A 13,179-nucleotide genomic window follows, 5' to 3' on the forward strand; every position below is an offset into this window, starting at 1 on the left:
CGCAAACAACGCCGCTCAGAGCGCCTCCAGCCCCACCGCGATCGCTCCCATCGGCCCGGCTTTCGAGCCCAGCCCCGGCGGCTGGATGAAGGCCTCGATATCCGCCGCGACGGCGCCCGCCGTCCCGTAGCCTGCGAGGCTTTCGACCAGCGCCTTGCGCAGCCGTTCGAACAGCCAGGGCTGGCCGTCCGCCACCCCGCCGCCGATCAGCACCCTTTGCGGACAGGTCGTCAGCACCAGATTGTGCAGCATCCCGGCCAGCGCATGGACCACCATGTCCCAGGCCGGATCGTCCGGCGGGACCGCGATCCCCGGCCGGCCCGCCCGCGCCTCGACCGCCGGTCCGGACGCCAGCCCCTCGACGCAGTCGCCGTGGTAGGCGCAGACGCCCGGCCAATGGTCGCCCGGCAGGCGGCCGACCTTCAGGTGCCCCAGCTCCGGATGGCCCAGGCCCCGCACGGTCCGGCCGTTGACCACCACGCCGACGCCGATGCCCGTGCCCACGGTGGCGTAGGCATGGCTGTCCAGCCCCCGCGCCGCGCCCCAGCGCCCCTCGGCCAGCGCCGCGCCGTTCACATCCGTGTCCAGCGCCACCGGCACGCCGAAGCCCTGGTGTATGACGTTCAGATTCGCCCGGCGCCAGGCCCGCTTGGTCGTCTCGGTGACGTGGCCGTAGGTGTCAGACTTCGGATCCAGATCGACCGGGCCGAAGCTGGCGATGCCGATCGCGTCAAACCCCGGCCCCGCCGCCCAGCGCTCCAGCACCGCCCGGATCGCACCCAGGGTCTCCTCCGGCGTGGTCGTGGGAAGGCGCACCTCGTCGCGGATGTCGTCCGGCCCGGACGCCAGCACGCAGACGCATTTGGTCCCGCCCAGTTCGATGCCGGCGACCCGCGGAGATTCGTTTCCCTCGACCATGGCCGCACCCTGCCGTCTCGGACCGGAGTCCGCCAGACCTTGCGGGTCTCCGGGGTGAACAGCCGTCCGCCTTGGCGACGGACGGCCGTTCCGGCCCGGAAGCGAGAACGGTCCTAGCCGCCGAGCAGTTCGTCCGTCTGGGGCGGAACCAGGTGATCGCCGTGGCTGAGACCCGGCTCGAACGGCCTGTGGTGGGCCTGGAAGATCGAGCCCAGGTCGTCATTCTCCAGACCCGGCAGGACCAGGGCGGCGCCGGCCAGCTTGTCGAGAACGAACAGATCATCCGATCCCGGCAGGACCAGGGGCTCGTCCAACCCCTTGCCGATCGGCAGGAAGTCGTCGTCCACCAGCGCCGGGAGCACCAGCGCGCCGGCATCCTTGTCCGACAGCAGCGGCACGGACGCCTGCGCCGACAGCGCAAGGGTGAGGCCGTCGCCGAAACGGACCGTCTCGATCCCGTTCACCAGCGTCATGCCGTCACGGCCGCCGACGGTGTCCGTGATCCGGTAGGAGTCCCCGCCCAGCCATTCGACCTGATAGTCGGAGCCGACCCCGCGCAGAACCACGGTGTCCGCGCCCAGCCCGCCGTTCAGGGTGTCGTTCCCGCCGCCGCCGATCAGCACGTCGTCCCCGGCGCCGCCGGTGATGACGTTATCCAGCCCGTTGCCGGTCCCGGCGAACGAACCCGCGCCGAAATAGCTCAGGTTCTCGACATGGGCGCCCAGGGTATAGGCGGCCCGGTTGGTCTGGACCGTATCGACGCCTTCGCCGACGAACTCGGTGATCGTGTCGTTGGCGGTCACGACATAGATGTCGTCGCCGGCGCCGCCCTGCAGGGTGTTCGCCGCGCCGTCGCCGCCGATCAGGACGTCGTTGCCGCCCAGCCCCAGCAGGATGTCGGAACCGAGCCCGCCGTTCAGGACATTGTCGCCGCTCGAACCGAACAGCAGGTCGTCGAAGTTCGACCCCGTCGCGTTCTCGATCGACGACAGGGAGTCGGTCACCCCCGAGCCGTCGTCGAGCGTCAGCTGAATCCCAAGACGGACCGACACTCCGGCCGCGGCGTTGGCGTAGCTGACGGTGTCCGTCCCCGCGCCGCCCAGCAGGATGTCATGCCCGGCGCCCCCGGTCAGGACGTCATCGCCGTCCCCGCCGTCCAGGATGTCCGCGCCGGCGCCGCCCGTGATCGCATTGTCCGAGGCGTTGCCCACACCCACAAAGTCACCGGCGCCGGTGAAGATCAGGTTCTCGAGGTTGGCCGACAGGGTCCAGGTCGCGCGATTGGTCTGGACGGTGTCGACGCCCTCGCCGGCGAACTCGGTGATCGTGTCATTGGCGGTCACGATATAGAGGTCGTCGCCCAGACCGCCCTGCAGCGTATTGGCCGCGCCGTCGCCGCCGATCAGGGTGTCATTACCCGCGAAGCCCAGCAGGATGTCCGACCCCAGGCCGCCGTTCAGCACGTTGTCGGCGGCCGATCCGAACAGCAGGTCGTCGAAGGCCGAGCCCGTGGCGTTCTCGATCGAGGACAGCTGGTCCAGCGCCCCCGTGCCGTCGTCCAGCGTCAGCTGGAGACCGAGGCGCACCGACACCGCCCCCGCGGCGTCGGCGTAGCTGGCCGTATCCTGGCCGGCGCCGCCGATCAGGATGTCCGCGCCCGCGCCGCCGATCAGGATGTCGTCGCCCTCGCCGCCGTCCAGGGTGTTGTTCTGGGCGTTGCCCGTCAGGGTGTTGCCCAACGCATTGCCGGTCCCGTTCAGCGCCGAGCCGGTCAGGATCAGGTTCTCGACATTGCTGGTCAGGGCGTAGGAGATCGAGGCCTGAACCGTATCGATGCCGGCGTCCGCCTTCTCGACCACCAGATCGCCGACGTGGTTGACCACATAGGTGTCATTGCCGCCGAGGGCCGCCATCGTGTCCGCCCCGGCCGTTCCGGTGACGAGGTTCGCGCCCGCCCCGACCACGATCAGCTGGGCCAACAGGGCGTCGTGATCGCTCGCCTGGTCGGCCACGAAGCTGTTGATGTGCACGCCGTCGAACTGGGCGCCGGTCAGCAGCGAACCGGACACCAGCATATGGTCCAGCGTCTGCGAGTTGCCGCCGAACACATAGGAGTAGCGCTCCTCTTCCGGCAGCAGGCTCCAAAGGTTGTTCAGGCCGCCGTCCTCCAGCAGCCGCACCGATTGCTCGAAGTAGAAGGCGTTGAAGTCGCCCGACACCACGATGTGGGCATCCGGGTCCACCAGACGCAGCTGGTCCAGATAGGCCTCGATGGCCTGAGACTGGGCCAGGCGTCCGCCCTCCCCGGCGTTCGCCGGCGGCTGGGTCGAGCCCATGTAGGGGTCCGAGCCGATGCGGGAGGTCGAGTGGATCGACAGGGCGGTGACGATCTCGCCGTTGAACTCGAACTGGGCCGAGAGCGGCTTGCGGCTGCCGTTGAAGGCCGGGTCCAGCAGGGCCACGGCCGAGCCGGGGACGTAGTCCACCCGGTCCGGATTATAGAGGAAGCCATTGCGGATGTTGCCGCCGGGCTCGCCGCCCGACGAGCCTTCCGACGCGGGCTCGACCTCGACGTAGACGTAGGTCGGACCGCCCTGGGCGATGATCTGGTCGATCAGGGCCTGGGCCGAGGCCTGGCCGGACAGGGTGCCGTCATTGCCGTCCTGCACCTCGATCAGGCCGATGATGTCCGGCGTGCCCATGTTGGTGACGATGTCGATGGCCAGTTCGGTGATCCGCGCGCCGTCGCCCGGATCGAGGTTCTCGACGTTGTAGCTGGCGATGGTCAGATGCTCGTTGGCGCCGGTGTCGGCCTGGACGAGGTCGGTGACCTCGTCCGTCGCGGTCACGTCCTCGACCACGGTCACCGGGTCGCGCACGATCAGTTCGTACTCGCCGCCGAAATAGCTGATCACCCCGGTCACATCGCCCAGCCGGTCGCCGACGCTGTGGTTCGGCGAATAGGCGCCCGAGATGGTCGAGTCGTCGTAGATGATCAGGGCTTCGGGATTGAAATCGCCTTCCGAGTTGGTGATCCCGCCCCGGTCGTTCATCCCGGTCGCGTCGGCGCCCGAGTTGGCCACCACATAGGTCGAGCCGGAGGCGGTGTCGGACACCGCCTGGGCGTCCCGCACCGTGACCAGCATTCCCTCCATCGACTCATAGAAGTCGATGGCGTCCGTCTCCGGATCGAAGGAGGTGAAGTTGTCGTCGTCGACCTGGGCCGTCGGCGGCAGATATTCGCCCACCCCGTTGCCGATATAGGTCATCTGCACGACGCCCGTGCCGTTGGCGGCGTAGTTCAGGCCGTTCGCGCCGGCGGCGATCTGGGTGATGCTCAGGCTGCCGGCCGCGCCCACATACTCCTGCACCACGCCCGACACGGTCACGGCGCTGCCGATCACGATGCCGGTCGGCGCCGTCCCCGTCGAGATGAAGATGGCGTCCGAGGTGCGACGGTCGCCGTCGCCGTTGGGGTCCTGGATATAGAAGCCGTTGTTGTCGATGGCCGTGACGACGCCGGTGGTCGTCACCTCCTCGCCGACATAGCTCGACACATGGCCCGCGCCCTGGATGGTGTAGATGGCGGTCAGGTCGTCGTTGGTGATCGTGCCGGTCGCCGAACCGTCGGTGATCACCGCGTCATTGGTGGCGTTGGACAGGTTCAGGGTGAAGCGTTCGGTCGCTTCCGACGCCGTGTCGCCGTTGACGGTGATCGTCACGGTCCGGGTCAGCTCGCCGTCCGCGAAGCTCAGGGTTCCCGACGAGGCCACATAGTCCTCGCCCGCCGTGGCGGTGCCGTCGGCGGTGGCGTAGTCGACGCTGAAGGCGCCCGTGCCGCCGGCCCGGGTCACGGTGAAGGTCAGGGTGACCGTGCCGCTGTCGCCCTCGGTCACGCTGACGTCGGCGACCGACACCGTCGGCGGGGTCGCGTCATCATTGGTGATCGTGCCGACGCCGACGCCGTCGCCGACGACCAGTCCGCCGGTCGGGTTCGACAGATGGACCTCGAAGCGCTCCGCCAGTTCAGGGGTCACGTCGCCGTTCACCGTGACGGTGACCGTGGTGGTCAGTTCCCCGTCGGCGAAGGTCGCGGTGCCGCCGGCGGCCACATAGTCGACCCCGGCCGTGGCGTCGGCGCCGTCGCCGCGCGCCGAATCCTGGGTGTTCCAGTCCACGGTCGCCGCGCCGTCGGCCGTGGTGCGGCTCACGGTGAAGGTGATCACGCTCGTGCCGTTGTCGCCCTCGGCCACCGAGGCGTCGCCGATCGAGACCACCGGGGTGAAGGTCTGGCCGGTGTTGATCGCGCCGGCGGTGTCGCCCCCCGTGATCAGCTGCCAGGTGAAATTGTCCTGCCCGCCGGTGCCCACGCGGCCGATCGAGGTGCCGTTGGCGTCGCCCGGCTCCTCGACGCCGACGTCGACGCTGGTCAGGCCGCTGGCCGGACCGTTGGTCGCCGTCATCACGCCTTCGTAGCTGATGAACTCGACCACATTGCCGTTGTTGTCGACGAGGGCGATCCCGTCCGGCGAGCCGTTCTGGATGCCCGTGGCGGCGAAGCTCAGCACGCCCATGCCGTTCTGCATGTCGGCGAAGGCGCCCGACAGGTTGATGGTCGTGTACGACTGACCGTTGCCGCCGTTGTACAGCACCAGGGTCCAGCCGTTCAGGTTGGTCCCCGCGCTGCCGGCGATCTCGATGAACTCGCCGGTGTCGGTCGAGGCGTTGTCGTAGTGGAACTCGTTGATGAAGGGCGTCACCGCGCCGGCGGGCACGTCGTCATTGGTGATCGTCCCCTCGCCCGAGCCGTCCGAAATCGTTCCGGTCGACGGATTGGTCAGGGTGACCGTGAGGGTCTCGTCACCTTCGACGAGGGTGTCGCTGTTGACCGTCACGGTGATGGTCGTGGTCGCCTCGCCGTCCGCGAAGCTGACCGTGCCCGAGCCGGCCACATAGTCCACGCCCGCGGTCGCCGTGCCGTCCGACGTCGCCCAGTCCACCGTCGCGGCGCCCGCGCTGTTGGTCCGGGTGACGGTGAAGGTCAGGGTGACCGTCCCGCTGTCGCCCTCGGTCACCACGGCGTCGCCGATCGAGAAGGACATGCTGCCGCCGACGCTGAAGCTGCCCGGGGCGGTCTGGTTGACGCCGTCGTTCAGGGTCCAGTTCGACTGGTTGCCGATCAGGGCCAGCAGCTCCGCGCGGGTGCCCGACACGGCGCCCGAATAGGCCGCATTGTCGATCTCGTTCAGCGCGATGGCCGTCACGCCCTCGGTCAGGCCGGGCGGCAGGGCCGAGGTGTTGGCGTTGGTCGCCGAGGCCTGCCAGCCGGTGGCCTCGTTGTTCACCGCGTACAGGAAGGTCGGCGAGGCGTCGGCGCCCTGATAGGCCAGGATCTGGTCGCCCGACGTCGAGAAGTTGACGTCGCCGCTGTCGCTCACCGTGCCGAAGTTGACGGTCGAGACCGTCGCCGTCGTATCGATGGTGATGACCGTGCCGCGGGTGATGCCGCCCGCCGGAGCCGTCCAGGTGATCGTCCCCTCGCCGGTGCGGAAACTGCCGGTGCTGAGCCAGCCGTTGTCGGTGAATTTGATCACCTCCCCGGCCGGGATATCGACCAGGCAGACGAACGAGAAGGTCTTGTTGGTGTCCGCGTTCATCGAGATGATCGCGATATCGCCGGCGGCCAGGGTCATGATGCGTCCTCGGTTCTTCAAAAGCCGGACACACGAATGGCGCCCGGCGCAAATGCTCCGGGGCCGGACCACTTCACAGTGTGGCGACGATCCCCCTAGGGATCGCAGCTTTTACTGCTGACCTATTGGATTTCAAGACTTTCTTAAGACTTAAAACCGTCGCAAAACCGACAACTACATGAACATATCGCGTCCCGCGCGAGTCCCGGCTTCAGCGCCCGGCGGAGGGGCGGGACGGATGCTTCGACCGGGCCTTCGCCGGCGACTCCCCGGTCAGGTCCCCGACCCTCGGCGCCGGATCGCCCTTGATCGGTCCCGCGGGCTTGCCGCGGTGCACGGCGATCCCCCGCGCCTCGACCTCCCGCAGGATGGCGTCCAGCTCCGCGTCGGTCAGGTGCTCGATGCCGATGAAGCGGGCGTCGGCCTTGTGCTGGGCGTACAGCAGCTCGTCCAGCTTCGCCTGCATCGCCGCCCCGTCGCGGTTCTGGGTGTTCTGGATCAGGAACACCATCAGGAAGGTGATGATGGTCGTGCCGGTGTTGATCACCAGCTGCCAGGTCTCGCTGAACCGGAACACCGGCCCGGAGACAGCCCAGATCAGAACGATCCCGACACAGGCGATGAAGGTCCACGGCTTGCCGGCGATCTTCGCCGTCAGGGTGGCGAATTTGACGAACAGCTTTTCCATGAGGGCGAAACCCGGCGGTACGGTGAAGGTTGCGTCGATGCAGCGCGCGGGTTCCGGCGAGGTGCGGACAAGTGGTTAGGGGTTGGTGATTGGAGGGTGGCCGCTGAACCGCCGGTGCGAGTGCGGCCGCCGACCGGGAAGCTGCGATCCACTAGTCACCAACCACCAATCACTTCCCACGCGCCGCCCTCAAAAAGGGCCCGCCGCCTAAGGCATCTCCGGCGCCCGCCGCGCCCGCGTCAGCTGCTCGAAGGCGTAGCCCAGCGACAGGACCTTCGCGTCCTCCCACTTGCCGGCCATGACGCTCAGCCCCACCGGCATGCCGCGGTCGAAGCCCATCGGCACGGTCAGGTGCGGATAGCCGGCGATGGCCGCCAGACGGCTGGCCGAGCCCTGCATGTTGTCGTCGTCCTCCCGGTCATTGGTCCAGGCGCGCGAGGTGGTCGGCGCGATCAGGGCCACGACATTGTGCTCCGCCATCATCCGGTCGATGCCCTCCGGCCCGGCGGCGCGCAGAGAGCTTGCGCGGGCGTTCAGATAGACCGGATCCTCCAGCCCCGTCGTCGCCTCGGCCCGCAGGAAGAGCTCCTGCCCGAACAGGGGCGTCTCGCGCGGCTCGGCGTCGTTGAAGGCGATCAGGTCCGCCAGGGTCCGCGTCTTCACCTGTTCCGGGTCGGTCGAGGCCAGATAGGCGTTCAGATCGACCCTCAGCTCCGTCATCAGGACCTGCAGCTCCCAGGTCCCCAGATTGCGCCAGTCGGCGGGCGGCTCGGTGATGTCGATGATCTCGGCCCCGGCGTCGCGCATCACCTGCAGCGAGCGCTCGAACACCGCGCGGGTCTCCTCCGAATAGGACGGCAGCAGATAGCGCATCACCCCGATCCGGGCGCCGCGCAGCGACCCGGCGTCCAGCGCAGCCCGATAATCCACCTTGCGCGCATCAGCCTCGGCCGTCGCGGGATCCAGCGGATCGCTCCCCGCGATGACCGACAGCACGATGGCCGCGTCCTCGACCGTGGCGGTCATCGGTCCGGCGGTGTCCTGCGAGTGGCTGATCGGCACGATGTGCGTCCGCGACACCAGCCCGACGGTCGGCTTGAACCCGACAATCCCGTTCACCGAGGCCGGACAGGTGATCGACCCGTCCGTTTCGGTCCCGATCGCCGCCGGCGCCAGGCCGAGGGCCACCGCCGCCGCGCTGCCTGACGACGACCCGCACGGGGTGCGCGCCGGATCATAGGGGTTCAGCGTCTGCCCCCCGACCGCGCTCCAGCCGCTGATCGAGTTCGACGAGCGGATGTTGGCCCACTCCGACAGGTTGGTCTTGCCGAGGATGATCGCCCCGTTCTGACGAAGGCGCGTCACCAGCGGCGCATCCCGCCCCGGCGCATTTTCGGCCAGCGCCAGCGAGCCCGCCGTGGTCGGCATGTCGGCGGTCTCGATATTGTCCTTCAGGAGGATGGGGACCTGAAACAGCGGAGGCATTTTTCCGCCCATGAACGGATCATGCACCGGATCGAAAACCCAGGGTGACAGCCGGATGATGCTGTTCAGGTCCGACCTTTCGCCTTCCACGCGCGCCCTGATTCCGGCGGCATAGTCGGACGGGCTCTCATAAACCCGCCGCGCGGTCTGATACAGGGGCGAACCCGCGTCCAAATCAGAACTTGATGCGACATAGGCGTTGAAGTCACGGCGGATCACCGGCTGGTAAGTGCGATCCGCGATTTGCGCCTGCGCCGTCCCCGCCGCGAGCATCACCAGCGCGGCGACCGCCCCCGCCAAAGCCCTCCCCTCGAGGGGGAGGGTTGGGAGGGGTGGAGGCAGGCTGCGTCCGGATGGACTGCCAGAGGCTCCGTCGAACCGGAGCCCCAGCCGCTCGCGCCACATCCTGACCATCACTGCCTCCACCCCATCCCCCAACCCCTTCCCCCTCGAGGGGAAGGGGAGATCATCAATGCGACCGCGTCCCGATCGTCCGGTCCAGGAAGTCCAGATACGTCCGCCACTGCTGCAGCTGACGCTCGTTCCCGCGCACCCCGTGACGCTGTCCCGGATACAGCATCAGCTCGAACGGCTGGCTGTTCTGCTGCAGGGCGTTGATCACCCGCGTCGAGTTTTCCAGGATCACATTGTCATCAGCCATGCCGTGCATCAGCAGCAGCCGTCCCGTCAGGTTCGGCAGGCGCGGAATGACGTCCGAAGCGGCATAGCCTTCGACGTTCAGTTCCGGCGTCGACATGTAGCGCTCGGTGTAGGCCGTATCGTACAGGCCCCACTCGGTCGGCGGCGCGCCGGCCAGCGCCCCGGCCAGTCCCATCTTCGGCTCCGTCGCCGCCATCAGGGTCATGAAGCCGCCGTAGGACCAGCCCATCATGGCGATACGGTCATCGTCCACAAAAGGCAGCGTTCTCAGATAGTCAGCGGCCAGAACCTGATCCTCGATCTCAGGTTGCCCCATGCGCAGATAGAGCGCCTGCTTGAAGGCCGCCGACCGGTCGCCTTCGCCCCGGTTATCCAGGCGGAAGACGATGTATCCCGCCTCCGTCAACAGTTGATTGGTCGAACCCTGCCAGGCGCGTTTCACCCCGCCGCCCGACGGTCCGCCATAGACCTGCATGACCACCGGATAGGTCTTGGTCGGGTCGAAGCCCGGCGGGGTGGTCATCTGCCAGACGAGCGTCTCGCCGTGGCTCTCCAGCGTGCCGAAGGTCACCTCGCCGCGGCGCGAGGCGAACGGATAGGCGGGGTGCCCCGGCTCCAGACGGTTCTCCTCGATCCAGCGGATACGGGTCCCGTCGGCGCGGTACAGGGCCGATTGGGACGGCGTGTTCAGGTCGGTGTAGGTCCCGACGAAGGCCGTCCCCGTCCGGTTCATCGACGCGCCCCACCAGCCGCCGGCCGAGGTCACCGCCACCGGCGTCATGGTCCGGCGCAGGGAGGCGCGGAACAGCTGCTGCTCGATCGGCAGCTCTCGCCCGTCGCGCATGGAGGCGGTGAAGAAGACCTCGCCCGTGCGCTGGTTGACGCCCGCCAGACCCTTGACCGGATACTGGCCCGAGGTGATCGCGCGGATGCGGCGGCCGTCGCGGTTGTACAGGTACAGGTGCTTCCAGCCGGTCTCTTCCGTCGACCAGATGAAGTCGCCGTTCTCCAGCGCGCGGAAGTCGTGGCTCAGCGGCACCCAGGCGTTGGAGGTCTGGCTGACGATCACGCGCGAGGCGCCCGTGGCCGGATCAACGCTCAGCAGGTCCAGCGTCTTCTGGTCCCGCGACAGACGCTGGACGTACAGCACGCTGCCGTCCGACGACCAGTTCACCCGCGCCAGATAGATGTCGGCGTTCGCGCCCAGATCGACCTTGATCCGGTTCCCGGTCTCGCGGTCATGCACATACAGTTCGACCACCGCGTTCGGGCGGCCCGCCCGCGGATAGCGCTGCTCCACCGTCGTCGCCCCGCCGCCGGTGATGTCCAGACGCGGGATGATGTCGACGGTCGACTCGTCCGTGTGCTGCAGGGCGATGTAGCGCTCGGTCGGGCTCCACCAGTAGCCGGTGTCGCGATCCAGCTCTTCCTGGGCGATGAACTCGGCCGTCGCCCAGGTCTTCAGCCCGTCGCCGTCGGCGGTGATGGCCGTCTCGGTGTTGGTCGCCAGATCATAGACGACCAGATCCTGATCCCGGACGTATGAGACGAAGTTTCCACGCGGCGACACCTTGGCGTCGATCTCGTCCGCGTCGGTCTCGGTCAGGCGGCGCACCGAACCGTCCGCCCGCGTCGCCAGGAAGATGTCGCCCTCCAGCGGCGCCAGAATGTAGCGGCCCTGTTCGTCCCACGAATATTCGACCACGCCGCGGGCGCTGATGCGCATCCGCTCGCGCCGGGCCTTCTCGGCCTCCGACAGTTCCCCCGCGTCCGGGACCAGCGCGCGCGCGTCGATCAGCTTGAACGGCTCCCCGTCCCCGGTCGGGGCGGCCCACAGGTCCTGCACGTCGACGTCATCCGGGCGCGACCGCAGGAAGGCGACCAGTTCGCCGTCCGGCGACAGGCTCACGCCCTTGGCCACCGGCCCGGCCAGCGACGGGTTCGCGAACACCCGCTCGGGCGTCAGGATCGCGCTTTCGGACGGCGCCGCGGCGGGCGCGGCCGCCGACTGGGCCATCGCGGCGGTGAAGGGCGACAACGTCGCCACGAGCAGGGTGGAGGCCAGCAGAAGATTACGCATGAACGCCCGACGATGGATTTTTGAACCGGACCCGGACGCTAGAGCCGGAATCCGGTTCCGTCACCCCCTCCGCGACACCGCCGCCCTTTCCCCCCGCCGCGACGCGTCCTAAGAAGCGCGGCAATGACCGACGCCGTCGCCCCTCCCCCCGCCAAGGCCTCGCCGTTCCACGAACTCGAGGTCCTGTCCGTCCATCACTGGACTGACCAGCTGTTCAGCTTCCGCATCCGCCGCCCGGAGGACTTCCGCTTCCGCTCCGGCGAGTTCGTGATGATCGGCCTGCCGGGCGAAGACGGCGGCAAGCCGGTGCTGCGCGCCTACTCCATCGCCAGCCCGCACTGGGACGAGGAGCTGGAGTTCTTCTCGATCAAGGTGCCCGACGGCCCCCTGACCTCGCGTCTGCAGAAGATCCAGGTCGGCGACACCGTCCTGATGGGCAAGAAGCCGACCGGCACCCTGGTCCTCGACGCCCTGACCGGCGGCGAGCGCCTCTGGCTGATCGGCACGGGCACCGGCCTGGCCCCCTGGCTCAGCGTCGCCCGCGACCCGGACACCTACAGCCGCTTCGGCCAGGTCATCGTCTGCCACACCGTCCGCAACGTGGCCGACCTCGCCTACCGCGACTTCTTCACCTCGGGCATCCACGAGGACCCGCTGGTCGGCGACGAGGCGAAGGCCCAGCTGGTCTACTATCCGACCGTCACCCGCGAGAAGTTCGAGACTCCGGGCCGGATCACCGACCGCATCAAGTCGGGCGACGTCTTCGCCGACCTTCAGCTGCCCATCGGCTTCTCGCCCAACACCGATCGCGTCATGCTGTGCGGCTCGATGGCCATGATCAAGGAAACCGGCGAACTGCTGGAGACCTACGGTCTGAAAGAGGGCTCGAACGCCGAGCCCGGCGACTATGTTCTGGAGCGCGCCTTTGTCGGCTGAATCCCCCGCCACCGTCCCCATCGACGCCCGGACCGCGCCGGAAGCCTGCCAGTCCATGGCCGAGGTCCGGCAGGGCGTCGACGCCCTGGACCGCGCGCTGGTGACCCTGCTGGCCGAGCGCCAGCGCTATATGCACGCCGCCGCCCGCATCAAGCCCGACAGGGGCGCCGTCCATGACGACGCCCGCATCGAGGATGTGGTGTCAAAGGTCCTCGCCGCCGCCGGTCCGGCCGGGCTCTCGCCCGCCATCGCCGAACCGGTCTGGCGCACCCTCGTGGACCGCTGCATCGCCCACGAGTTCAGCGTCTGGGATCGGACGCGGGTCTAGCTCCCGGGCGACGCCACGGGGCGCAGGGAGGCGATCCGGCGCAGACCCGTTCTCGAGACGCTGTCGTAGCGCCCCTCGATGACCCGGCACTCGCCCTCGAAATTGGGCCGATCGCAGACCTCGAAGGCCCCGCCCACGGTCCGCAGGCTTTCAAAGCGGCGCATCGGCGGCAGCCGGTCGGCCTCGGCGACCCAGAAGCGGTGGCCGTTCAGTCCGTGCTGCTCGTAGATATAGACGTAGGTCGCGGGGGCCAGCGACGACCTCACCGTCCCTTCCGGCTCCTGCGCGACCACGGCGGTGGCGGCGGCGGCGGTGGCGGTGGCGGCCAGGGCGCAAACGGCGAGCTTCATCTTCAGCATGGGAGCACCTCGTTTATGGACACCCGAGCTTC

The 13,179-nt window shown here is 68.5% G+C and carries 8 protein-coding genes; 2 read left to right on the top strand and 6 right to left on the bottom strand.

Annotated features, from left to right (window positions below):
- Positions 1-15 precede the first annotated feature (15 nt).
- The 5 genes from ACLQ7T_RS06800 to ACLQ7T_RS06820 all read right to left on the bottom strand — a co-directional run bounded on the left by ACLQ7T_RS06800 (position 16) and on the right by ACLQ7T_RS06820 (position 11,524).
- Complete coding sequence (locus ACLQ7T_RS06800; RefSeq protein ID WP_420478742.1) at positions 16-918, bottom strand: ROK family protein; 903 nt, start codon at positions 916-918, stop codon at positions 16-18.
- Between the two features lie 113 nt (positions 919-1,031).
- On the bottom strand, positions 1,032-6,611 hold the full coding sequence (locus ACLQ7T_RS06805) for a Calx-beta domain-containing protein (protein WP_420478743.1): 5,580 nt from the start codon (positions 6,609-6,611) through the stop codon (positions 1,032-1,034).
- Positions 6,612-6,822: 211 nt separating this feature from the next.
- Positions 6,823-7,299 (bottom strand): low affinity iron permease family protein, encoded by a 477-nt coding sequence (locus ACLQ7T_RS06810; RefSeq protein WP_420478744.1) that lies wholly within the window; start codon positions 7,297-7,299, stop codon positions 6,823-6,825.
- Positions 7,300-7,506: 207 nt separating this feature from the next.
- On the bottom strand, positions 7,507-9,057 hold the full coding sequence (locus tag ACLQ7T_RS06815; protein ID WP_420478779.1) for an amidase: 1,551 nt from the start codon (positions 9,055-9,057) through the stop codon (positions 7,507-7,509).
- 196 nt (positions 9,058-9,253) lie between these two features.
- Complete coding sequence (locus ACLQ7T_RS06820) at positions 9,254-11,524, bottom strand: S9 family peptidase (protein ID WP_420478745.1); 2,271 nt, start codon at positions 11,522-11,524, stop codon at positions 9,254-9,256.
- A gap of 123 nt (positions 11,525-11,647) precedes the next feature.
- Between ACLQ7T_RS06820 and ACLQ7T_RS06825 the strand changes: the two genes are divergently transcribed.
- Both ACLQ7T_RS06825 and ACLQ7T_RS06830 read left to right on the top strand, forming a co-directional pair.
- On the top strand, positions 11,648-12,460 hold the full coding sequence (locus ACLQ7T_RS06825; RefSeq protein WP_420478746.1) for a ferredoxin--NADP reductase: 813 nt from the start codon (positions 11,648-11,650) through the stop codon (positions 12,458-12,460).
- Positions 12,432-12,788 (top strand): chorismate mutase, encoded by a 357-nt coding sequence (locus tag ACLQ7T_RS06830; RefSeq protein WP_420478747.1) that lies wholly within the window; start codon positions 12,432-12,434, stop codon positions 12,786-12,788. Before ACLQ7T_RS06825 ends, ACLQ7T_RS06830 begins: the two co-directional genes overlap by 29 nt.
- Here ACLQ7T_RS06830 and ACLQ7T_RS06835 read toward each other — a convergent pair.
- Positions 12,785-13,147, bottom strand: a complete 363-nt coding sequence (locus ACLQ7T_RS06835; protein WP_420478748.1) for a beta/gamma crystallin-related protein — start codon at positions 13,145-13,147, stop codon at positions 12,785-12,787. The genes ACLQ7T_RS06830 and ACLQ7T_RS06835 overlap by 4 nt on opposite strands.
- Positions 13,148-13,179: the final 32 nt, after the last annotated feature.

Source organism: Brevundimonas sediminis, from assembly GCF_048799765.1.
In the GTDB taxonomy this organism is placed as follows: domain Bacteria; phylum Pseudomonadota; class Alphaproteobacteria; order Caulobacterales; family Caulobacteraceae; genus Brevundimonas.